The sequence below is a fragment of the Marinobacter sp. UBA3604 genome (assembly GCF_002375325.1).
Classification (GTDB): Bacteria; Pseudomonadota; Gammaproteobacteria; order Pseudomonadales; family Oleiphilaceae; genus Marinobacter; species Marinobacter salarius.
In genome coordinates this window covers 1-23,756 of the sequence record NZ_DFMB01000015.1, presented here as the reverse complement: position 1 = coordinate 23,756, position 23,756 = coordinate 1, and the positions used below count along the sequence as shown (strand labels likewise).

Annotated in this window: 19 protein-coding genes; 7 read left to right on the top strand and 12 right to left on the bottom strand. The window is 56.1% G+C overall.

The window, feature by feature from the left end; translation table 11 throughout:
* The first annotated feature begins 3 nt into the window (after positions 1-3).
* The 3 genes from B2590_RS04195 (at position 4) to B2590_RS04185 (ending at position 6,286) form a co-directional block, all read left to right on the top strand.
* Positions 4-1,905, top strand: a complete 1,902-nt coding sequence (locus B2590_RS04195; RefSeq protein ID WP_286810161.1) for a DUF1302 domain-containing protein — start codon at positions 4-6, stop codon at positions 1,903-1,905.
* A 33-nt stretch (positions 1,906-1,938) separates the two neighbouring features.
* Positions 1,939-3,300 (top strand): DUF1329 domain-containing protein, encoded by a 1,362-nt coding sequence (locus B2590_RS04190; protein ID WP_041332434.1) that lies wholly within the window; start codon positions 1,939-1,941, stop codon positions 3,298-3,300.
* Between the two features lie 289 nt (positions 3,301-3,589).
* Complete coding sequence (locus tag B2590_RS04185; RefSeq protein ID WP_286810160.1) at positions 3,590-6,286, top strand: LuxR C-terminal-related transcriptional regulator; 2,697 nt, start codon at positions 3,590-3,592, stop codon at positions 6,284-6,286.
* Between the two features lie 22 nt (positions 6,287-6,308).
* On the opposite strand, the gene B2590_RS04180 is transcribed toward B2590_RS04185, so the two are convergent.
* The 3 genes from B2590_RS04180 to B2590_RS04170 all read right to left on the bottom strand — a co-directional run bounded on the left by B2590_RS04180 (position 6,309) and on the right by B2590_RS04170 (position 10,461).
* Positions 6,309-7,205 carry an acyltransferase gene (locus B2590_RS04180; protein ID WP_199448746.1) on the bottom strand — a complete coding sequence of 299 codons (897 nt, stop codon included), beginning with the start codon at positions 7,203-7,205 and terminating at the stop codon, positions 6,309-6,311.
* A 49-nt stretch (positions 7,206-7,254) separates the two neighbouring features.
* Complete coding sequence (locus B2590_RS04175) at positions 7,255-8,181, bottom strand: glucosaminidase domain-containing protein (protein WP_286810159.1); 927 nt, start codon at positions 8,179-8,181, stop codon at positions 7,255-7,257.
* A 78-nt stretch (positions 8,182-8,259) separates the two neighbouring features.
* Entirely contained in the window at positions 8,260-10,461 is a 2,202-nt protein-coding gene (locus B2590_RS04170) for a hypothetical protein (RefSeq protein ID WP_286810158.1), read from the bottom strand.
* A gap of 208 nt (positions 10,462-10,669) precedes the next feature.
* Here B2590_RS04170 and B2590_RS04165 point away from each other — a divergent pair, with 208 nt between their 5' ends.
* From B2590_RS04165 to B2590_RS04155, 3 genes are read left to right on the top strand one after another with little or no spacing between them, the layout of a single operon-like run.
* Positions 10,670-11,881 (top strand): PAAR domain-containing protein, encoded by a 1,212-nt coding sequence (locus B2590_RS04165; RefSeq protein WP_286810157.1) that lies wholly within the window; start codon positions 10,670-10,672, stop codon positions 11,879-11,881.
* Entirely contained in the window at positions 11,860-12,339 is a 480-nt protein-coding gene (locus B2590_RS04160; RefSeq protein ID WP_286810155.1) for a hypothetical protein, read from the top strand. Before B2590_RS04165 ends, B2590_RS04160 begins: the two co-directional genes overlap by 22 nt.
* The gene (locus B2590_RS04155; RefSeq protein ID WP_286810154.1) at positions 12,329-12,946 is read left to right on the top strand and encodes a DUF2931 family protein; all 618 of its coding nucleotides are present in this window, start codon (positions 12,329-12,331) and stop codon (positions 12,944-12,946) included. The genes B2590_RS04160 and B2590_RS04155 overlap by 11 nt, the downstream gene beginning before the upstream one ends.
* Before the next feature lie 76 nt (positions 12,947-13,022).
* Here the strand turns inward: B2590_RS04155 and B2590_RS04150 are convergent, their stop codons facing one another.
* The 9 genes from B2590_RS04150 to pilB all read right to left on the bottom strand — a co-directional run bounded on the left by B2590_RS04150 (position 13,023) and on the right by pilB (position 22,760).
* Complete coding sequence (locus B2590_RS04150; RefSeq protein WP_414673540.1) at positions 13,023-13,967, bottom strand: IS110 family transposase; 945 nt, start codon at positions 13,965-13,967, stop codon at positions 13,023-13,025.
* Between the two features lie 290 nt (positions 13,968-14,257).
* Positions 14,258-14,812 carry a YfaZ family outer membrane protein gene (locus B2590_RS04145; RefSeq protein ID WP_075196493.1) on the bottom strand — a complete coding sequence of 185 codons (555 nt, stop codon included), beginning with the start codon at positions 14,810-14,812 and terminating at the stop codon, positions 14,258-14,260.
* A gap of 101 nt (positions 14,813-14,913) precedes the next feature.
* Positions 14,914-15,102, bottom strand: coding sequence for a DNA gyrase inhibitor YacG (gene yacG, locus B2590_RS04140; protein ID WP_036209919.1), 189 nt, complete (start codon positions 15,100-15,102; stop codon positions 14,914-14,916).
* Positions 15,103-15,122: 20 nt separating this feature from the next.
* Positions 15,123-17,360: a response regulator gene (locus B2590_RS04135; RefSeq protein WP_414673539.1), complete on the bottom strand. Its 2,238-nt coding sequence runs from the start codon at positions 17,358-17,360 to the stop codon at positions 15,123-15,125.
* A 155-nt stretch (positions 17,361-17,515) separates the two neighbouring features.
* Positions 17,516-18,262, bottom strand: coding sequence for a tRNA (N6-threonylcarbamoyladenosine(37)-N6)-methyltransferase TrmO (gene tsaA, locus B2590_RS04130; protein ID WP_286810153.1), 747 nt, complete (start codon positions 18,260-18,262; stop codon positions 17,516-17,518).
* Positions 18,263-18,267: 5 nt separating this feature from the next.
* Complete coding sequence (gene coaE / locus B2590_RS04125; protein WP_286810152.1) at positions 18,268-18,870, bottom strand: dephospho-CoA kinase; 603 nt, start codon at positions 18,868-18,870, stop codon at positions 18,268-18,270.
* Positions 18,871-19,746, bottom strand: coding sequence for a prepilin peptidase (locus B2590_RS04120; RefSeq protein WP_286810151.1), 876 nt, complete (start codon positions 19,744-19,746; stop codon positions 18,871-18,873). It lies immediately after the preceding gene.
* A gap of 75 nt (positions 19,747-19,821) precedes the next feature.
* A complete protein-coding gene (locus tag B2590_RS04115; RefSeq protein WP_286810150.1) occupies positions 19,822-21,042 on the bottom strand; it encodes a type II secretion system F family protein in 1,221 nt (406 codons plus the stop codon).
* A gap of 2 nt (positions 21,043-21,044) precedes the next feature.
* Complete coding sequence (pilB, locus tag B2590_RS04110; RefSeq protein ID WP_286810149.1) at positions 21,045-22,760, bottom strand: type IV-A pilus assembly ATPase PilB; 1,716 nt, start codon at positions 22,758-22,760, stop codon at positions 21,045-21,047.
* 382 nt (positions 22,761-23,142) lie between these two features.
* Between pilB and B2590_RS04105 the strand changes: the two genes are divergently transcribed.
* On the top strand, positions 23,143-23,631 hold the full coding sequence (locus tag B2590_RS04105; RefSeq protein ID WP_286810148.1) for a pilin: 489 nt from the start codon (positions 23,143-23,145) through the stop codon (positions 23,629-23,631).
* Positions 23,632-23,756 lie beyond the last annotated feature (125 nt).

The window sequence follows — 23,756 nt, the reverse complement described above, 5'->3', positions numbered from 1 at the left end:
CCAATGACAAGAAAAACACATCAATGGCAGCAGTGGACTAAATTGCCGCTGGCCGTAGCAGTTGCAGCCGGAGTATCCGGGCAGGCAGCTGCCTATTCATTTTACGTGGGGGATGTGGAAGCCTCTTTCAACACGACGCTGTCGGCGGGCGTTGGCTGGCGAACCGAGTCACAGGACAGAAGGTTGATTGCCCAGGGTAACCTGGGGCCTGAATACGCTCCCGGTCAGCCCTTGGCCAACATCGGTGCTTCTACCAACAACTATGACGACGGTAACCTCAACTTCGAGAAAGGGGATACCTACTCCAAAATCGTCAAGGGTAACAGCGAACTTTTTCTCAGCTACGATGTGGATAGCGACACGCTTACCCGGATAGGTGGCTTTGCGCGGGGGCGTTACTGGTATGACTTCGAGTTGAAGGATGAGAGCAGAGCGGTTGATCCTGTTGGTCAGCGTCGCGAACTGAACGAAGAGGCCAAAAAATATGCCTCCGGCGGCGAAATTCTTGATGCCTACGTATTTTCCGACTGGTATTTTGGTAATGTGCCGGTCAGCCTGCGCTACGGCAAGCAGGTGTTGAGCTGGGGTGAGAGTACATTTATCCAGGGGGGCATAAATACCATCAACCCGGTTAACGTACCTGCCTTCAGGGCACCAGGCTCGGAACTGAAGGATGCGCTGTTGCCGGTTGAGATGTTTTACGCGTCCGCAGGTATTACGGAAAATGTGACTGTTGAGACCTTCGTGCAAGCTGACTGGGAGCCCGTTCGCCCAGATGATTGCGGCACATTCTTCTCCACAAACGACTTTGCCGCTGACGGCTGTGGCCCGGTTTTGTTGGCCGGTCAGTTGCCTGATTCCCAAGCGGAGGCTCAGGGCTTTATCGCTCCTCGTCTGGCGGACCGTGAGGCGGATTCCAAAGACCAGTTCGGTGTCGCACTGCGTTGGTACGTGCCGGCCCTGAACGATTCGGAGCTTGGTTTCTACTACATCAAGTACAACAGCCGTCTGCCGTATGTCAGTGGCCTGGTGAACAATCCGTCTTCGCCCAGTGGTAGCCAACAGAACGATCCGAATGAGCCGAACTCCCAGTTTCCGAGCTACTTCATCGAGTATCCCGAAAACATCAATCTCTATGGCATCAGTATCAACACCACGACCCCGGGTGGCTGGTCTCTGGGTGCTGAGTACAGCTTCCGTGATAACGTTCCGCTTCAGTGGAACGCATTTGAGCTGATTTATGGTGGTTTGCAGCAGCGTGGCCCAAACGGGGAAATTCTGAGCAAACTTGAAAAGCAGCGGCTTGAAGAGTCGGGCGGCGCCAATCTGGCCGGAAAGCCTGTTGACGGCTACGACCGGTTCAACGTTTCCCAGGCGCAGTTTACGCTGATCAAGTTCTTCGACCAGGTTATGGGCGCCAGTCGCCTCTCCCTGATCACGGAATTCGGTGCCACCTACGTTCACGATCTTCCGGACGAAGATGAAGCCCGTTACGGTCGCTCAGGCACCTTCGGTATCGGTACGTTGCCGGTGGACGGTTCCAGCTTCACGGGTGATTTCTGTGAGGCCGGTGCCAACATCAATACCAACTACTGTAACAATGATGGCTTTACCACGGCCTTCTCATGGGGCTACCGTACCCGTCTGGTGTGGAGCTACCTGAACGCGTTCTCTGGCATTAACCTTTCACCACAGTTGGCGTGGAGCCACGATGTGCAGGGTTACGCGCCTTCTCCGGGTGGTAACTTCAGCGAAGGCAACAAAGCCATTGGTCTGTCACTGCAGGCTGAATACCAGAACCGTATAACCGGTAATATCGGTTACACAAACTTTTTCGGTGGCAAGCCGTATAACGAGTTGACTGACCGTGATTTCGTGAGTGCGAGCGTTTCCTACTCATTCTGATTCGGCCTGAATTCGTTTAACGAGGTAATTTAAATGAAACTGAACAAGAAGCTACTGGCCACTGGCATCCTGTCCGCAACGTTGTTTGCGGGTAACGCCTTTGGCGCGGTTTCCGCAGAGGAAGCGGCCAAGCTGGGTGACTCGCTCACGCCAATGGGCGCTGAGAAAGCGGGTAACGGAGGCGCTATTCCGGCCTGGGATGGAGGTCTGACCACGCCTCCTGCCGGGTATAAAAACGATGGTATCTATGTGAACCCGTTCCCGAACGAAGAGCCAAAGTTCACCATCAACCAGAGCAACGTTGACCAGTATGCGGAAAACCTGTCCCCGGGACAGGTCGCAATGATCAAGCGTTATGACGATTACGTCATGCCGGTATACGAGACGCACCGTTCCGCTGCATACCCGGAACAGGTCATGAAGGATACTGTTGACAACGCCACGAGTGTGGAGTTGATCAAGAGTGGTAACGGCCTGGGTAATTACCAGACCGCTACGCCATTCCCGATCCCTCAGAACGGCCTGGAAGTTATCTGGAACCACATCACCCGATACCGCGGCGGTTCGGTCCAGCGTAACGTTGGGCAGGTGACTCCGACTGAGGACGGGTCCTTCAGCGTTGTAAAGTTTCAGGACGAGCTGACATGGAAGACGTATCTGGATGACTATGAGCCGGGAATGGACCCCAATGTTCTGTTCTATTTCAAACAGGCCATTACCGCGCCGGCTCGCCTGGCTGGTAACGTCCTGCTGGTTCACGAGACCATCGACCAGGTTCAAGAGCCGCGTCGCGCGTGGGTATACAACGCCGGTCAGCGCCGGGTTCGTCGCGCACCGCAGGTAGCTTATGACGGCCCGGGTACCGCTTCAGACGGCATGCGTACCTCCGACAACTTCGATATGTTCAACGGTGCGCCTGATCGTTACAGCTGGGAGTTGGTTGGCAAGAAGGAAATGTACATCCCTTACAATTCCTACAAGCTGGTGGACCGTGACCTGGATTATGACGAGATCATCAAGGCCGGTCATATCAACCAGGACCTGACCCGCTATGAGCTGCACCGTGTCTGGCACGTGCGTGCCACCCTGAAGGACGGTGAGCGTCATATCTATGCCCAGCGTGACTTCTACATCGATGAAGACTCCTGGCAGGCGGCGGTGATTGATCACTACGATGGTCGCGGAGAGCTCTGGCGTGTGGCAGAAGCGCACAGCATGCAGTTCTACGATCAGATTGTTCCCTGGTACGCCATTGAAACCCTGTACGATCTGTTGTCTGGACGGTATCTGGTTCTGGGTTTGACCAACGAAGAGTCCAACCCTTACGAGTTCGGTGTTGAACGCATGTCACGTGACTACACACCCGCTGCTCTGCGTCGTGCAGGTACGCGGTAAGTCACCGTTATTCGGGAGCAATCCCGGCTGACTGGAAAGCGGCGGGCCCTTGGGTCCGCCGCTTTTTTATTAAAGTCTTTGAATTTCCTCAAATGTTAGGAATTTGCCGGTATTTCGTTATCTTGCCGTCAAATTTTTGCAGCCTACCCCCGATTTGGTTTAACCTCTCCCTACTAATACTAAAGGCGTACCCGATGCAGGGCGCTGCAGCAACGACAAAGCAGAGATCACATTTGCCGGATAAGGGCCCATCGGGCTCATAGATTCCGGGCTTTCAACGGGGCAAAGAGTGAAACCATTCGATGATGGCCGTGCGGCCAACGATGAGTTCCAGTCAACACTAGGCGGCACTCATCGTGGCGAGTTGATCAGGGATTTGTTGCGCCAGCGGGTACGGATGCCGGAGCCCGTTCCGAATTACCTCAAAAGGCCAGCGCTGACCGAGAAACTGACCGCGGCAATAACACCGGGCTCGGTCCTGTTGCTTGAGGCACCGTCCGGTTATGGCAAAACCCATGCCCTGAGTGCGGCGTTCCGTGAAACCTCCCGTAGCCCCGACACCCTCCGATGGCTGGCTCTGACCGGACAGGAGAACGATTCCGGGCGCCTGTTGGCCTTGCTTGAAATTGCGCTGACACCGCCCGGTGCCACCTCACGACCGTCCGGGCAACAAAAAGCCTCCAGCAATACGGATGCGCTTGCCCTGCTATTGTCCGATGCTCACTGGAGCGACCCGGACCGCGACAGCGTGCTCGTGATTGATAACGTTGGCACTGTCGCCAATCCGGCTGCCATCGCCCTGCTGCAGCAGCTCGTTGAAAACATTCCTTCTGGTCTGGCGTTGGTGATGGTGTCCAGAAAACCGCCGCCATTTGAAACCCACACGTTCGAACTGGAAGGCCGATTCAACAGAATCGGCGCGGATTCCCTTGAGTTGACACGGTTGGAGACTTTTGAATTCTTTCACGCTGCGATCAACCGTAATCAACTGACCACGGTCGCTGTGGAGCATTTGTATTCGTTGACTGAGGGATGGATTACGCCTTTGGGGTTGTACCAGCGGGAATTGGACTCCGCGCCGGAATCCCGATTGCCGATACAGGAAACCTTCAGTGTTGAGCGTTTCCTCAGAGATGCCGTGCTGATCCATTTAACGCCTGGCCAGCAGCGTTCACTGAGGATCATGGCGGAGATGGAGATCGTCTCGGACGAACTGTTCCTGTCATTGGCTGACGCAGGGTGTGACCATGCCTTTCGGCCCTCTGCCGCTGCGGAAAGCGGTATCCCGCTGCGTCCATTGCCGGGTCGCGGGCGCTGGCTCCGCCTGAATCCTTTGCTGCACGACTGGTTACAGACACCGGCCCTCGATGAGTCGCAGGAGCGTGCCCTGAAAGCCAGTCGCTGGTTTAGTGACCGTCATCAGTTTCCCGAGGCACTGCGTTATGCGTTGGTCAGCGGTAGTCTTGAGGAGTCGGTCCGGATAGCCTCTGAAGGCTCAGAGGCCTTGCTGATTGGGCAGGATACCGCGTCATTGCTTCGGCTTCGCCGGTCATTGCCGTCGGGGCTGCTGGAGAAAAGCGCGCGCCTGAAGATTGTCTACGGTTGGGTCCATTCCATCGGTGGTCAGTTCAGGCAGGCAAGAATGTTGATCAACGATCTCGATAATGGCGAGCGTCCCGAACTTGCTGGCCGGGTCGATGCGCTCAGGGCTTTTATTCTCCGCGGCGAGGGCAGTGTTGATGAGGCCCTGATGGTCGCAGACAGAGCTCTGCAGGCGGAGGAGTTGTCTACTCAGGGCCAGCTGGTGACGCAGCTGGTTCGTTCCAGTGCGCTATGCGCCGCCGGCAAATTTGGCGATGCCCGGGAGGCCAACCGCATTGCCGCAAGGCTGGCTCGAGAGGCTGGAGACGCTGGTTCGGAAGTTCTGGCAGTCTATGCCCACGCGCGGATCGAGCTGGGTAAGGGATCGTTGAAGCACGCCGAGCAGCTGTTGCGCACCGGTCTGGATACCGCCATGAATGAGTCTTCGCGGCCTGCCCGTGTTGGTGAAACGCGGCTGCAATTGAACCTGGTGATGGTGCTCTGGCACCAGGGGCGACAAGCCGAAGCCGATCGCCTGTTGGTGACCTGTATTCGCCACGCGGAGCAGACCCGGGATCTCGGGTTGCTGCTGGCCATGGCACTACGGGTGCTGATCTGTCGCACCCAGAACCGGATGGACGATGCGTTTGCCTGGATTGGTCGTGCCGAACGAACCATGCAGGCGTGGCAGGTGGATGAGTCTGTCTACGTGCCTGTGCTTGAAGCCCTTAAAATCAGCGGTTGGCTGACGCTGGGGCAGGCGGATACGGCGGCGCAGGCGATGGAGCGGCTGCAACCATGGCGGGAAGTCAATTGCATACCGGAAATGTTCCCGATGATGCCGGGTATGTTGCAATGCCTTCAGGCGCGGATCGAATTGGCGCGGGGCGACGATATCAAGGCCGCCGAAACAGTCAGGAACATTCGAGCTAACAGCGGCGAGACAATGCCTTTTGGTCTGGACCTCTACTCCAGGCTTCTGGAAAGTGTCCTCAGCTGGCGCCAGAAAGGCCCGGCCGCTGCCCAGAAGACGCTGGCCGCTACGGTGCTCATGGCGGGCGAGGAACACTACATAAGCCCCTTCGCTGAGCTCAGGGGAGAGCTGCAGGAACTGCTCGAGAAAGCCTGGCCACAGTTGCCGGATACGCCGTTTGTCGAGGCCATTGGCGCGCTGTACGGACTCACGGACATGAAAGAGCAGGCGCCCCTGGCAGAGCCCATCAGTGACCGGGAGCAGGGCGTCCTTGAATTGATTGCCCAGGGGCTGTCGAATCAGGACATCGCCGATCATTTGCACATCTCCCTGCATACGGTGAAAACCCATGCTCGTCGTATCAACGCCAAGCTTGAGGTGAAGTCACGCACGCAGGCCATCGTCCGTGCCCGCGAATTGGGGCTGCTGTAGCGGGCACGCTACAGCCCAGCACTCAGGCTGAACGCTTCAGTTCGTCTATAAGCGCATCCTTTTCTTCCCATACCTGGCTTACCCAACGCTGGAAGTCCGCCCGTGTTTCACGGTTGTTTTCGTAGTCCATGCCCAGGAAACGGTGTGGAATTTCCCGCGTTCGAATATCAACCACAATCCGTTGGATTCGCCCGCACAGGTAATCCCAGATGCCGGATTTGCCATCCGGATACACGATGGTCACATCCAGCATGGTGTGCAGGGACTCCCCCATGGCTTCCAGTACAAAGGCTGTACCCCCTGCGCGAGGCCTCAGCAGGTGTTTGTAGGGCGAATTCTGACTTTGGTGTTTGGCCGGTGTGAGCCGTGTACCTTCCATGAAGTTGAAAATGGTCACCGGTGTATACCGGAACTTCTCACAGGCGGCTCGAGTGGCTTCCACGTCCTTGCCCTTCAATTCCGGACGCCGGGCTATCTGCTCTTTGGTGTGGCGCTGCATGAAGGGGAAGTCCAGCGCCCACCAGGCCACGCCCAGTAAAGGTACCCAGATCAATTGTTGTTTGAGGAAAAACTTCAGTAGCGGGATGCGGCTGTTCAATACGTGTTGGATGGCCGGAATATCGGCCCAGCTCTGATGGTTGCAGGTGACGAAGTACCAGTGTTCGCGGCTCAGGCCCTCAGCGCCGCGGACATCCCACTTGATGTTGTGAAGCACGTCAGCCAGCACATTGTTGAAGCCAATCCAGAACCACGCGATGCGGTTCAGAACGATGGTGCAGCCTTTGCGAACCGAAGGCGTCGGAACCAGCAACTTGATTACCGCAAACACCATCAGGATCGGGAATAGCCAAAGGGTGTTAAGAACAATACAAAGCACTGCGAGCACACCTTTGACGGGTGCGGGCAAGAACCTGGACATTGATCGATGTCTCCGGAATTCGAATTCACTCGGTTATGTGATGGTGGATTCAGCCTTCGCTACTGGTTTCGTCAGCGGTGGTGGCCCCAGGCAGGAGTGCCTTCTCCTGCTTTGCCGCAGCCAACTCAAGGAGCTCTTGGGAATTGGCTCCCCGAACAATGGCCTGGAAGTCTTCATCGTAATAGTCGAGGTTGTTGTGGCGGATCATGCTTCTAATTTCCTCCACATAGTCTTCACCGCGTTCGGAATACCCCAGCAAACCGGCAGCAAGGCTCGGGCCACTGGCGATATCATCACGATTGCGGGCTTTCAGGCGGATGTCCCTGAGCAACTGGTAGGTTGGATGGCGATTCAGGTTCTGGATGTAAGAGCGCACAGACAGATAAGGCGAAGAGAAGCTTGCGACTTCATGACTGGCACCCTCAACGCGTCCCCGGGGTACCAGACCGCAGCCCTGCGAAAAGCACCATTGTCCGAACAGGTTGTTGCCTCTACGTGCAAAACGGGAGGTGCCCCAGGCGGATTCATTGGCGGCCTGAGCCAGCACCAGCGAGGGCGGAATTACATCGAGGCGGTTTCGCAGGCGTCGGAACATGGTTTCGCTGCCGGGTTCTTCATCCACCCTCAGCCGCTCGGCCTGGTTCTTCAGCCAGGTCAGTTCCGATTTACTGAGCTCGTCCTTGCCGGCCAGGCTGTCGAGATAATCGCGCTCGATCAGAATACGGGAGTTTGCCAGCACGATACGTGGGTACAGGAACGAGAAAAACGCGGCTTTTTTCTCGGTGGTATCACGGTAGGCAGAGAAATCCGGCAAGTCCGCTCGTGACCAGCCAGGGAGTGAAGGCAGTTTGGCCAGGGCGACATCCGAGTCCTCGGCGTCGCGGTCGTGGTCCGGGTCGGGGGTATGCAGTATGCCCCACAAACCAAAAACCATCAGCGGAACTATCAACCACAGTGCCCGGATACCAGAAGACATAAAACCTCTCGTTACAATCGATATGACAGCAATTATAACAGGTTATACGCCAACGTCGCCCGGGTGGTTTGCTCCCCGCTATTCTGGCAAGCGTGTCGCCATGAGCAACCCCAGTACCTCTTCCTGGCCCTCTGTCTGCCTGAGTTGCAGGAAAAACTGATCCTGATCGCGGGTGAAAAAGCCGTCCAGCGTCAGGCTGCCGGCAATAAACGTTGCAGCCCCGGTGTTGCTGGCCGTGTACGTCAGGGATACCGTTCCGGGTGACTGTGCCTGTGGAGTGGAGACAGATTCGGCGTCGACTTGATGGACAACCTCGAGCGTCCGGCCCTCCAGACGGGCGCTGCCGGAAGATTCAATCACCAGCAGGGCGTTATCGAAATGCCTCAGTCGGTTATTGTCCTGCTCCATTCCCAACCCCACGCCCTGAAGGCGGTAGCGCCCCTGGCTGGGTGGAGAGGCATTGGCCTGCTCGGCAGCCACCAGAATTCCATCACCAATAGCGTTGGTGTCCAGGTTGAAGGCCATCAGGGAACCGTTCGGCGTTGATGCGCCGACGGCGATATCCGGTTTCTCATCCAGGCCGGAGGCACTGTCGCGGTCCAGATTCAGGCGCCCGTTACTGACGATACGGTTTCCGCTGTTTGGGTCATACACCCGCGACTGACGCTCACTGATGACCCAGTTGGCATCCCGCTGGCCGGGGTTGTCCGCCGGCACGGAAACAGTGACATTCCCCGTGTTGTCCCTGCGCAGGGTGGTGGTCGCCATGGTCTGGGTGACGGATGGGCCGCTGATCTGCCAGACCCCAACGCCGGACTCCACCACAAAGGGCTGGCTCTCATCGCCCATGCGGGTGGACAGGTAAGCCACGTTGTAGTTGCGGCCATCCAGTTTCTGACGCTCGAATCCTTCTTTCCTTAGCAGGTTCAGTTCAAACACGGACAGGTAGTGATCTTCCAGCGTGCGCTCGCGCTTCAGCTCGCCGCTTTCCGAGCGCAATTCAATGGCTTTCCCGGCACTGAAATACCCACTAATGACTCTATCGGGCTGCTCGGTGCCGCCACCGACGTACGCGTTCATGAAATAGGGGTTGCGGGTCCAGCCGATAATCCGGGAGCTACCACGGCCGGTGATGCTCTGGTAAAGGGCTCGACCGGCCAGCAGACGAATCTCGTCCTCCACCGTCGCGGCACCGGGTGAGGAAGAGTGGGTGTTCAGGTCCCAGGCCGGGCGGTTGAAGAATTCATTACCATCGGCGTGTATCAGGGCTCGACGGTCATAGGGGATGTCGCTGGCCAGGGAGGTGACCCGAATGTTGAAGGCGTCGAGGGAGGTTAACGTCATGCCCGGGTAAACATAGCCGGTACCGTTCTGGTCGGTTGTGGTTTCCTCGCGGGCGATCCGCACGCCCCATTGGCCGGAGCCGGCAATGCTGGACTCGAGAAACGTTTGCCCCAATTCGACGCCCCAGAACACCGAATGGTAATTCGCGGCGCTGGCTTCTATCTTGCCAGAGGAGCTTTCTCCCAATAGTGCATAATCGGCCATAGCGTCCACATATCGGGCGAAATCTCCCCGTTCCTCTAGCAGAGCGAGCGTCCCATCGACATCAAGATTGCCGGGGATATTGATCTCAAAGTCATGAACCTGATCGGCGAGGGTGGCCCACACATACTTATTCAAACAAAGGGTGCTGTTGGCATCGTTCACACAGTCCATGATCTGGGAGAACTCACCAGAGCTGTAACTGTCCAGCGAATTGGCCACTAGGTATTCCGAGAACGGATTCACCTTCACGTCCCGGTCCGCGTCCGCTGCCAGTGCCCGCATGCGGCTGTTGCCATAGGTGGCCTCGATCACCACGTCCGGCCCTATTGGTAGCCCATCTTCAAAGCGAATAACAGTTCGCCCGCTGTCTTCCCGGCGGGACCGGGTGTCTACGGAGCCGAGTTCGCGAAGGGTTTGGTCAGTCTGGTAAACCCGGATGGTCTCTGGCTCCACGATACGCAGGTTGCGGCGGGTCAACTCTCCGCCCGGGGCAACGGCTTCCGGAACCTCCATGGTAATCCGCACTTCATTTCGGGCCAGGCCGGAGGCGTTGCTGGAGTCACCGGTAGAGCCGGACGTAAAGTCGTCGTTGGCATTCTTGGCCGGCGGGAAGCTGTTTCCCCGGCCCGCCACGTCGTCGTTCGCGTCGCCGCTACCGTCGCAGCCGGCCACCAAGGTGATTGTGGATAGGGTGAAAGCAGCGGTAAATGCCCGCGCAGCTAGTTGAAACATAGGGTTGTCCATGCCAGATAAACGTTCCCGGAGCGTGAGCCAGAAGTCTATCAAGTTGGCAAGGCACAAAGAGTGAGGAAGGGCACGAAATGGGGAGTGGTAACCCCGCCCTGTTATGTGGTGCCCGCCATGCTACAATCACGATTTTTGGACAATGTTTAATCACGGGTAGCCAGGACGCTACTCAGCAAGGAAAGGAACTCTGACTATGAGTAATCTGATCGCCGCCTGTGTTGGCGACATGCACGTTTGCCCGATCAAAGGGCACGGATCTTCCCCCATCATGCCAAACGGCTCCAGTATCCTTGTGGAAGGTAAGCCCATTGCCCGAGTGGGCGATGTTACCGGTTGCGGTGCCGTTATTACCCAAGGCTATCCGCTGGCGCTGGCCGACGGTATGCCGGTGGCCTACCTTGGCAGCCCGACCAGTCATGGTGGTTCCATTGTCAGCGGTAACCAACGAGTCATACTGGGGGTCGGCACAACCACAGCGCCTGTCGTGGATTTTGCCATGGCGGGTGCGCTGGATGACAAAGGCAAGCTTACCCCCGCCGCCAAACAGTTGCTGGACAAAGACCCGCAGGAATTTGTTCGCAAGGCCGCCCAGAAAGGTGCGTTGATTGACGAAGGCTTACCGGACGGAGAACCGGAAGATTTCTCCGCAGAAGAAGATCGCCCAAAGGTTCGGGTAGAGGCTGGCATATTTTTCGACGGTACTGGCAACAACAGGGATAACACCCAAGCCTATCAGAGACAGATGGATGAGTGCCTGACGGCCCATGCCGCTGGCGCTATCTCCGAGGATGAGTGCGGTACCGAACTGTCGCAGATCATGGAGGGTAGTTACCTAAACGCTGAAACCAATGTCTCCAAGCTTGAGCGAATGTATCAGCAGGGTCAATTCCAGAGTGAGGAATGGAAGGAAGCTCACCGTATTTCCACCTATGTTTCCGGTGTTGGCACCAAGTCCGGCGAATCCGATGATGGCCCTAGCATGGGGCTTGGACTTGGTGAGCAAGGCATACTCAAGAAAATTGCCGAAGGGTCCGGTGATTTGGCGGCTGATATTATCCGTTTTGTGAGCGACCCCGTTGATGAGTTGGTTCTTGACGTTTTCGGTTTCAGCCGTGGCGCGGCCACGGCCCGGCATTTCATCAGCCGGGAAGTTCAGGATGAAGGCGGTGCGCTGGCCGCCGTCACAACTTTTCGCTCAACAGCCTCCGGGGTGAGTCCGGCAACCTGCCGGATCACTTCAGCGAATGGACGCTGCCGGGTGCTCATTCCGATATTGGCGGGGGTTACCCGGATCGCTTTCACGAGAGGATTGAGGTTCGCCCACCGCTGGTGGTCAGAGGAAAAGACCGCCGCAATCCCGAAGCCAGTTTCGAATTCTCCCGCATGTTGCAGGAACGTGCGCTGATCAAGAACGAGGACTGGATCGGGCCTTTGAATCCGCTGGCCTCGCTGGAGATTGAGCAGGAGCGTCCGCCCGGTCTGCCGGGCGGTGACATCACGCTTCGCCTCTGGCTGAAGCGTGAGGTTCGTGGCGAATACTCCCGGATTCCGCTGTATCTGATGCACAAGTTGGCGGTGGATGCTGGTGTGCCTTTCCAATCTATCAACCCAGAAGTGGACGGCCTTTCTCTACCGCAAGAATTAATGACCGTCGCCAGAAATCTCGCCGCCCACGTCTGGCATGGCAGTGAGCTGTTGATGGCGCCGGAGTCCAGAGCGTTACTGAAGCAGCGATACATCCATCATTCCGATCATTACCTGAAACTTGGCCCCCTGCACCCCTTTAAACCCGGTAAGTACGGTCGGCGGACCGTCCACCCGAACAAGGGACAATGGTCAGAGGGGGAATACCATGAGTATTAAGGCGCTTGCCATTAGCTTCTGTGTTCTGACAATGCTTGGGTGTTCGGATCAGAGCGAATCGGAACAACCAAGGTATGGCCCCGACCCAGACTACCGAAGTATCTCTGTTGTCGTGCCTCAGCATTACGATGCATGGGTCGAGACCTTTATTCTGGAATCGGTGTCGGGGGAGATCGGTTGGCGGGCACCTATTGGGATAATCACCTGCTGCTGGAAACATCCATCTGGTAAAAACGCCGATTGGCAGGCTATGCCGGGCCTGGTACTCATCAAGTGGTTCTCGTTTGCCGAACAGCAATCTTACCGGGCGTTGATCCAGCTTGAGAATGCCAGTGAGATTGAGGAGAAAATGAAAGAAATCGCTCCGATTGAACGCTACGGTAAAACTTATGACATGCCTCGCAACGACCTGACGTTTGGCCTGGCACCAGGCGGCACGGTGGTTGTCTGGATTATGAATGGGGCGGAGAATGCCATTGAGGTGGGGCGTTATAAGGCCGCACCGTTTACTAACGAGAAGTCTGATTATTCTCAATGGGTAGATGAATATATGGAGAAAGAAAGCGAATATCTCGAGGAAAATGGGATTAAACTGGATGGCTGGTAGGTGCATGGTCTTGTAGTTTGGGAGTCAGCCACCACATACAAGTGACTGTGGTGTCAACTCCATAAATTAAGCCATTTCACCTCGCCAGGATTCCTGATTTTTGATCATGGTATTGAGTACCACAATCATCTTTCTCAATACAGGCAATGAGGGCTACTTTTGGGATCTTTCCCTGGGCCTTCAGACGCTCGTAGAAGCGTTTGAAAACCGGATTGCATTGTATGGATGAGAGCATGGCCATGAACATCACTGTTCGAACTCTGTGTCGGCCACCTTGTATTCTCCGCTTGCCATTGAGCTTGCCGCTGTCTCGGTTGATGGGTGCCACACCGACGAGCGCAGCAATCTCCTTACGGTTCAGCGAACCGAGTTCTGGAAGCTCACTCACGAAAGTGTAAGCGAGCACTTTTCCAACACCAGGTACGCTGGTCATGATCTCTATTTTGGTACGCCACTGATCCACTTTGGCTACCTCTTGCTCAATCTGCAGGGTGACGGTTTCAATCTGGTTCTGCAGCATTCTGAGTAAGCTTTTGATCGACCGGTGAAGGGACCTTGGCAGGATCTGGAGACGGTTTTTCTCCATGGTGGACATTTCCAGAAGCTGAGAGCGCCGGACTAGCAAGTCCTTAATTTTCTGGGAGGTTTTGTCTGGAATAGGCTTGTACTCGGGTTTCAGCGTAGCGGCATATTGCGCGATGATCTGGGCATCAATGCGGTCAGTTTTGGCGAGCACGCCAATGGCCTGAGCGTAGCGTCGAACGCTGATGGGATTAACGATAATGATCGGCAATCCTGCTTGGTCACAGGCTTGGACCAAGGCATGTTCATACCGGCCAGAGGCTTCGACAACGATACGCTCGACCTCATAGTTCTTGAGAATTCGGACGAATTGGCGAATGTGGGCTTCGGTATTTGGAACGGTGTAGAACTGCCCGGAGGGATGGAGGGCGATGTCCAGATTGGCTTTACCGACATCGACACCGACGTTGACTGGGGTTTGGATTTCCGTGTTGTTCATAATAAGCTGACTCTGCCTTGCTATACGGGCTCGAGGCCCCGATGACTGTTCGAGTTATCGCTTAAGAGTCATGCAGCGCTACACACTTGTTATCGGTCTCTCGAAAGAGGAGCCGTCGCTCAACCGAGCTGCTGCATGAAGGCCCCCAGCGGCCACTGGGGGTGGGCCTCAATTTACCCAAACACGGCAGAAATTATCCATACAAAAGCGGTCAAGGGACGCTCCTGACGTCGCGCCCCTGCCGCACGCGATAGTGGCGGGCAGGGTTATCCTGCGGGATCAGGACCTGATCAGAAGAAGATCTTCATACCGGCCATGACGCCTTCATCCAGGTTCAGGTCACCACGACCGTCAAAGTCGGTATTCAGGTAGCGGTAACCGGCAAATAACTCGGCGTTGCGGATAACACGGTAGCTGCCGCGAAGCTCAAGGCTGGTGAGGTCATCGGAATCGCCAAAGGCAAGGATGCTGGGCGCGTAGTGAAGCCCGCCGGTGAACGACAGACCTGGTGCGTTGGGTACGTTTACGGTGGCAAAGCCGCCGAGAGCCACGGCACCGCCGTCCAGCCGATCATCATCCCATCCGAAGGCGCGAACACCAATGCCGGCTGTGGTGGGCAGGTTGCCAATGGCGGTGCGGCCCTGGGCGTGGAAATCCACGTTGCCAATGTGACGGCTGCCTTCGTGATAGGTATAGCCAGTGCCAACCTGGATGTCGGAATTGGTGCCGAAGAAGTTGACCTGGCCCTTGACCGAGTCGTTGGTCAGGCTCAGGTCCACATCGGAGGCGTATACAGGTGCTGCCGCAAGTGACAGAACGATAAGGGGAATTCGGGACGCTTTCATTCTTCGACCTTCTTAATGTTTGAATGTAACCGCCGGAATGTTAACGGTCCGGCCATGGTGGCTCAACTTAAAACGGGTTAAGGGCGGGTTAATGCGGGCAATCAATGGGTGGTTGTGTCGCCGCCCTGATCCAGATCGTCGGGGGACGCATTTTCTGCGGGAACACGATATTCCTCATTGGCCCAGGCGCCCAGATCAATCAGTTTACAGCGTTCGGAGCAGAAAGGGCGAAACGGGTTATTCTCATTCCATTCCGCGGACTTTTTACAGGTGGGACATTCTACGTTCATGGTGGCCTTGTGTCGGGTATTCAGGTGGATGCGGAGGCTTGGCAGTATTGTTCCAGAACCGCCCGCAACATTTCAATATTGACCGGCTTTGCAACAAACGAGTCCATGCCTGCCTCGCGGCAGCGCTCTTCATCCTTTTCCATAGCGCTTGCAGTCAGCGCCACCACAGGTACCCGATTACGGTTGTGGTCCTTCTCCCATTGGCGCAGGCGGCGAGTGGCCTCGAAACCATCCACCCGGGGCATCACACAATCCATGAAAATCAAATCAAAGGGGTGCCATTGCCAGAGACTGGAGGCGGCTTCGCCGTCATTCGCCGTCATCACATCACAGCCCAACTTTTCCAGCAGCCGGCGGGTGAGGGTGCGATTAACGGGGTTATCCTCCACCAACAGCACCTTCATGCGGCCGCAGGGCAACTCCTGCCGGCGGGTGTTATCACTGACCGCTTGCAGTGAAAAACGAGTCAGGAAGTGGCGCTCGTTCCGGGTGGAGTCCGAAAACAGCTGATGCAGGATGGGGGTCAGGCAAGACTCTCGCAGGGATTTGCTCAGGAACGCATCGGCACCGGCCTGTCGGAAATGTTCGGCATCCCCCCGTTGGGGATTGGACGAAAGAATCAATAGCCGCGTGTGGCCCCACTCCGGGTTACTGCGAATCTGGCGACACAGCAGGTCACTGTCCATATCCGGCACAAACCCGTCCAGCACGATGGCATCAAAGGGTTCCTGGTTGTCCGAGGCCAGCCGCAATGAGGTCAGCGCCTCACCGGCGGACTTCACCGCTTCGATATCCAGCTCGTGGCGGGACAGCATTTCCAGGGTGATCTTGCGGGACAGTTCGTAGGAATCCACCACCAGGATGTGGCGGCCCCGGATCATGCTGGTGTCCGGCCGGCCGCGAGAGGCGCTTTCAGGCGCAACCTGAAGGGAGAGTTCCATCCAGAACGTGGAGCCTTCGCCCGGTTTGCTCTCAAGGTCCAGGGAGCCGTCCATCAACTGAACCAGTTGGCGACAGATGGTCAGGCCCAGCCCCGCGCCCGGCAACTGGCGCTGAAAACGCTGACCAAGCTGGACATAAGGCTCATACACCAGCGGGATGTCCTCCGGGTTGATCCCCACGCCGGTGTCTTCAACCGCCATCCGCAGGCGTACATTGTTATCCCGTCGGCCCAACACCTCGATGCTGATCAGCACGTGGCCGGAATCGGTGAACTTGATGGCGTTGGAGGTCATGTTCAGCAGGACCTGCCGCAGCCGCACCGGGTCGCCCTTCAACGCCCAGGGCAGGTTCTCGTCGATGCGCAGTTCCAGTGCCAGGCCCTTTTCCCGAGCCCGGGCGCCCAGCATGTGCACCAGATCGTTCAGGGTGTCGCGAAGATCGAACGGAATGTTATCCAGCACCAGTTTGCCGGCTTCCATGCTGGAAATGTCCAGCAGGTCGTTAATGATGGCCGATAGCCCCTCTGATGCATTGAGCAGGGTATGGACATACTCCCTCTGATCCTGGTCCAGGGGGGTGTCTGACAGCAGATTGGCGTAGCCGAGCACGGATTGCAGCGGAATCCGCAATTCATGGCTGACATTGGCAAGGAACTGATTCTTGGCGTGGTTTGCCCGCACCGCTTCGTCCCGTTCGTCCTGGGACTGGATAGAGGTCTGGCGCAGAGAGCGGGTGTCTTCGAGCAGTTGCAGGCGCATGGTGTTCAGCGCCTGTTCCAACTCGCTCAGTTCGTCGCCTCGCTTTGGGCGCTTGCGGCGAAGTCTCAGCGGTTCAATCAACGCGTCCAGGTTCAGCCGGGCGGCGTAGTCGGCGATTGCCTCCAGATGGCGGGAAAGCGTCAGCCGAACAATAATCAGCAGCCCAAGGGTGCCCAGCATCACAATCATCGACTGGAACAACAATGTGAGCAGTGCCCGGTCCTTCAATTCGTTGTAGACGGTTTCCACGGACGACGTCACGGTCAGCGTACCCATGGCTTCCGGGCTATCGAAGGACGCTCGGTTGAAGACCAGGGGGAAAGATTGGCTAATCACCCGGCCATCCGGGTAGGTCCCTGTGCTGAACTCCTCGCCAGCGGCAGTGATTACGCGGGCATGCTGGATAACCGGAATGGCCCGCATGTCATCCAGGCTGTTGGCCACCTCGCTGTAATTCATCAGCCAGAGGTTGTTGCTCATACTGCCAGCCACCAGTTCCGCAGCGCGTTCCTGGGTGCTGCGCAACTCTTCGGTTCTACGCTCAAACTCGCCAATCATCTGTACGCCCGTGGCAGCCAGAGACAGGATAAGGCTGAACAACAGAACGTAAACTAGCAGCCTGGCAGCCAGTGGCCGTACACCTATTCGTCTGAATAACCGGATCGGAGGCAAGGCACGCATTCCCTGTGTCGAAAAAACAACCGATCTGCAGTTTAACAGACCGTTAGCACTTCGACACGTTCCTGTGACTCATTGTGTATAAAGCGAAAACGGACGTTTAAATCGTACAAGTGCGCACCGTAGATACGCGCCTCATCCCGACCGCGCCGGAAAGACGGGCGAGGGTCATAACTCACCACATCCTCGATCAGGCCCCGAAAATCCGGGTACTGTTCCGCTGGCAAGGCCGCGAGCTGTTGCTCGGCCTCATCCAGGAACACCACGGGTAACCGCTCTGTGGGCGCCGAATCGGCCCAGCCCAGTGTGGCATCCGGCACCGAATCCGAGAACGGCAGATAGGGTTTGATATCCAGGATGGGCGTACCGTCAATCAAATCATGGTCACGGATTCGCAACACCAGCCGACCATCCGCATCCCGCATCAGCCCCTCATTGCGTACTACCGACAGCCCCAGGCTGTTCGGGCGAAACGGTGACCGGCTGGCAAATACCCCAATCTTTTTATTGCCACCCAGCCTTGGCGGCCGCACCACGGGGCGCCATTCCGCTCGAATGGCCTCATGAAACTGAAACGTCAGCCATAGGTGGCTCGCCGTCTCCAGCCCTCGAAACGCATCCTCCCGGTCGAATGGTGGCTCAATTACAAGGTCGGCATGTGCATAGCGGGTTAACCCAGGCTGGCGGGGTACACCAAACTTGTCCCGAAAACAGGAGCGGGTGAGGGCAATCGGCGCCAGCGTTAAGGCCTCAGCGGCCGGGCGGGAAGGGTGTCGGCTCATAAACGTCAGCGCCCGAAGGCCGCCAGAAACGTTTGGTGCAATGCTTCGACCTGTTGTTCAACATCGGCCATGGGCAGGTTGTTGTCCACCACGTTATCGGCTTTCTGAAGCCTTTGCTCGCGTGGCATCTGGGCCGCAATGATTCGCTCAACCTGTTCCCGGTCGTTGGTATCCCTGGCCATGGTTCTTTGGACCTGCACATCCACCGGCACATCCACCACCACGATTTTCTCAACCAACTCATGCTGGTCGGTTTCCAGCAACAATGGCGACACTAGCAGCACGTAGGGCAGGGCATAGCTGTCTGGATGCAATTGCCGCATCAGTTCTTCGCGGATTACCGGGTGCAACTGCCCCTCCAGCCAGGCACGCTCCTCCGGCGCATCGAATACGATCCGCCGCAACGCCGCCCGGTCCAGCCCGCCATCCGGCAGCAGGATATCCTGCCCGAAGTGCTCCGCAATCTTCGCAAGCGCCGGTGTTCCGGGCTCGACGACCTCACGGGCAACGTCGTCAGCGTCTACCCAATGTACACCCAAGGCCCCGAACAGCCGTGCAATCGTGGATTTGCCAGAGCCAATCCCGCCGGTAAGGCCTATGACTGCCATTCAGACCCCCAAGTAGGCATACCAGGCCGCCTGAATCTCGGTACCAAACCAGAGGCACAGCAGCCCCGCCGCCGCTAAATAGGGCCCGAACGGAATCGGCACCTCACGCCCGTGCTTGCGGAACACCATCAAACTGATCCCCACAATGGCACCAACGACAGACGACAACAAAATCACCGCTGGCAGCAACTCCCAGCCCAGCCAGGCGCCCAGCGCCGCCAACAACTTGAAATCGCCGTGGCCCATGCCTTCCTTGCCCGTTACCAGTTTAAACAGCCAGTAAACCGACCAAAGCGAGAGATAACCTGCCACCGCGCCCCAGAAGGCACTGCTGAAATCCGTCAACACGCCGAAATAGTTCAGAATCAGCCCCAGCCACATCAGGGGCAGAGTCATGCTGTCTGGCAGCAGCTGGGTGTCAAAATCGATCACCGTCAGCGCGATCAACACCCACACCAGCAACAACGACCAAAGAGCAGCTTCTGTCGGCCCTATGACCAGAATGGTCACCACCGAAAACAGGGCGGTAATCGCTTCAATAATCGGGTAACGCGGCGAAATCCCGGATTTGCAGGAAGCACATTTGCCACCCAAAATCAGGTAACTGATCACCGGGATGTTCTCCCATGCGCGGATCTTGTGGCCACAGGACGGGCAGGTGGAAGCCGGCTTGGAGAGCGTGATCGGCTCATCACTCTTACGCTGCCCATCAGGAAGTTCAAGGAAATCCTCACACTGGCAACGCCAATCCTGCTGCATCATCTTTGGCAGGCGAAGGATGACTACGTTGAGGAAGCTGCCGATGCAGAGGGAAATAAAGATAACGACAGTGTAAAGCAGCCACGGAGTAGCAAGAAACGTATCAAGGGAAACCATCAAAACTCTCAATTTGCGCCATCAAAGCCCCTCTCCCCTTGCGGGAGAGGGGTTGGGGAGAGGGGGAGGGCGTAATCAACCAACAACCTGACCCATCTGGAATATCGGCAGGTACATGGCGATAATCAAGCCGCCCACAAGCACGCCCAATACGGACATTATCATAGGCTCCATGAGCGCAGTCAGGTTGTCGACCATGTCATCAACCACAGCCTCGTAATGCTCGGCCACCTTGGCCAGCATTTCGTCCAGATTACCGGATTCTTCACCAATAGCCGTCAACTGAACGGCCATCACTGGAAAAACATCCTGATGTCGCATAGAGGCCTGGAGTTGGGTGCCGCTTGAAACATCAGCCTTGACGCGCTGAATCGCATCCCGATAAACGGCGTTGCCGGTAGCACCAGCAACTGAATCAAGCGCATCCACAAGAGGTACGCCTGCAGCAAAGGTTGTGGAGAGCACTCGTCCGAATTTTGCTACGGCTGATTTATCTAGAATTTCACCAACTACCGGTAACTTGAGGACCAGCCTGTCAACAAGGTCGGAAAACTTCTGTGACCTGCGAACAGCCTCTTTAAAAAGGAAGATCGTGCCTACAATTGAAATCAGTACAACAAACCACCACGATTGCATCCATTCAGATAATTCAACAACCATCTGGGTAAAAACGGGTAACTCTGCGCCGAAGCCTTGGAAGAGGCTTTCGAACTGTGGTACTACTTTTACCAACAGAATTGCAGTCACAATGAGTGCAACAACGACAACTGCAATAGGGTAGGTCATTGCCTTTTTTACCTTCTTCTTGAGAAGCTCTGTCTTCTCAAGATACGTCGCAATGCGGTCCAGCATTTGTTCAAGAGCACCTGCTTTCTCGCCCGAATCAACAAGGTTGCAATAGAGGTCGTCGAAATGCTTCGGATGTTTTCGTAGCGCGCCAGCGAAACTGGTACCTGAGGAGATATCGTTTCGGATGTTGGTAACCAATTCCTGAAGGCCTCTGTTTTCAAGGCCGTCAGCAACAATATCGAAACTCTGAACCAGTGGCACGCCAGCTTTCATCATGGTGGCGAGCTGGCGCGTAAGCATGGCAATGTCGAAAGGCGTGATCTTTTTGCTGCCGCCAAACAGAGGTTTTGGTTTCTTCTTTACTTTGTCTGGAATAATGCCTTGCTTCCGCAACTGGGCCTTCACCAAAGCCAGGTTGGTGCCAGACACCTCGCCCTTGGTTTTGTTACCCCTGCGGTCTTTACCTTCCCAAACGAACGCCTGAAGTTTCTGTGCTTTTTCTGCCATGCTTAATCCTTCGTCACGCGATTGGCTTCCTCAAGGCTGGTCACACCCTCAATCACTTTCTTGAGAGCCGACTGCCGCAAATTCGGGAAGCCCTCGGCCAGTGCCTGCTTTGCAATTTTAATCGAGCTGGCTTCTTCCATAATCATGTTCGCCAGCTCGTCGGTAATCTTGACCACCTCGTAAATCCCGACGCGGCCTTTATATCCTCCATTGCATTTATCACAGCCCTTGGGGCGGTACAACGTGAACCCTGTATCAATTTGTTCCTGTGTGAACCCCTCCGCTAAAAGCACATCCTTGGGAATGTCGGCAGCCTGTTTGCAGGAGTTGCATAGTCTACGGCCCAGGCGCTGGGCAATAATCAGGCTCACTGACGTAGCGATGTTGAAGGAGGGCACGCCCATATTCATCATACGGGTCAGTGTTTCTGCTGCACTGTTGGTGTGAAGGGTTGAAAGTACCAGGTGGCCGGTTTGCGCCGCCTTGATTGCGATGTTTGCGGTTTCCAGGTCCCGGATCTCGCCCACCATGATGATGTCCGGGTCCTGGCGCAGGAACGCCCGCAGTGCCTCAGCAAAACCGAGGCCGACCTTGGTATTCACGTTCACCTGGTTGACGCCCTCCAGGTTAATCTCCGCCGGGTCCTCCGCCGTCGAAATGTTTCTTTCGGGCGTGTTCAGAATGTTAAGGCCGGTATACAGCGATACGGTTTTACCGGAACCGGTCGGCCCGGTAACCAGAATCATTCCCTGCGGCTGCTCCAGGGCATCCATATACAGCTTTTTCTGTTCTTCTTCATAACCCAGAACGTCAATGCCCAGCTTGGCCTGGCTTGGGTCCAGAATCCGCAGAACAATCTTTTCGCCCCAAAGTGTCGGCAAGGTGTTTACCCGGAAATCGATGGCCTTTGTCTTGGACAGCTTCATCTTGATCCGACCATCCTGGGGGACCCGGCGCTCCGAGATATCCAGTTGGGCCATGATCTTTATACGGGCAGAGAGCTTTGGAGCCAGCTTGATAGAAGGGCGCGACATTTCCTTGAGAATGCCATCCGTGCGGTATCGAACCCGGTAGGTTTTTTCATAGGGTTCAAAGTGTACGTCCGAAGCACCGCCACGAATGGCGTCAAGAAGCATCTTGTTCACATACTTTACGATGGGCGCATCGTCCACATCACTTGTCGCGACAACAGCGTCGTCTTCCTGCTCGCCGCCTTCGGTCTCAACCCCCTCCAGGTCCGCGTCGTCCAGATCACCCATCGACGTATCGTGGGACTCAAGATACTTGTCAATGGCTTCCCGGAGCTTGGCGTCGTCAACCAGGATGGCGTCTGTGCTCAGACCGGTATTAAACTTGATCTCGTCTAACGCCTGGATGTTGGTCGGGTCGGAGACCGCAATAAACAGCCGGTTCCCACGCTTATAGAGCGGCAGGGCGTTGTGTTTTCGTATCAGTTTTTCGTCTACGACCTTGTCGGGCATCATCTCCGGCATAAAGGCGTTGAGATCCAGAACCGAAACGCCGAACTCCATCGCGGCGGAGAACGCGAGCCCTCCGCTGTTCGCCAGGTTGTTCTGTACCAGGTAGGTAATGAGTGGAATGCGATTGTGAGATGCTTGAAGAAAGGCATCCTTCGCGACGGATTCATCAATAAGCCCGTCATCGACGAAGCGTCTCGCCAAGCCTGTAAGCGTTACATTGCTTTTATTGGTAGACATAAATTGTGTAAAAAACGCAGCCTAAGTGTCTGAAACGGATGTTGGTCTAATGGAGTGAGTTTAGATGGCTGGCAACGGTTTGGAAAGGCGTGCGGGTAATGAAGTGGTCGTATGCCCGGAAAACACGGTGTCTATGGATGTGTCATCTGACAAAAATTGTCACCCAGTGACGCGTCAGGGCATGGGGTCGACTTCTTTTGTCGATGCGATGAATTTCACAATGTTTTATAAAGTGCTGATAATAAGGCGTTTGTCGACGGCTGACTTTAGTTGGCACGAGCAATGCTTAACGAAATCCAGGCTCTAGATACCGGTCACGGGTGCGATTCCACCGGGCCTGGGCCGTATCGAGTAGATTAACGACAAACACAGAGGTCGACCAATGAAGAACATTCAAATGAATCACGCCCAGAAGGGTTTCACACTTATCGAACTGATGATCGTTGTTGCGATCATTGGTATTTTGGCCGCGATTGCTATTCCGCAGTATCAGGACTACATCTCGCGCACGCAAGTTAGCCGAGTAGTAGGCGAAATCTCTGCTTTGAAGACAGCTATGGAAGAAGAGCTGATGCGCGGTGATGCTCCGGACACTGTTGATACTACAGTAGCTCCGGTGCCAGCTAACGCGGCTGCAGAGCTGGGATGGACAGGTTCTGATTTGTTGGCCACTGCGCTCGGCATTAACATCCCCGCAAACGGCACGGGAACTGTAGTAGCTACTATGGACGGGAATGTAAGTTCCGGCATCAATGGCACGACCGTTACCCTTACTCGCACAGCTGATGGTGTCTGGAGTTGCGCGGTTGACGGTAGCTCAGCATCGGCGTTCAAGGAATCATTCGCGCCGGCTGGTTGTCCTGCATCGTAAATCGCTTTGAGGTAACCTAAAGCGGTTGGTTTATGTCGGGCAAATTATAAAAATTGCCCGACATAATTCTGAAAAGCCCGACGGCGATCCAAAGCCTCGGGCTTTTTTTGTTGTGCGCCAGGCAT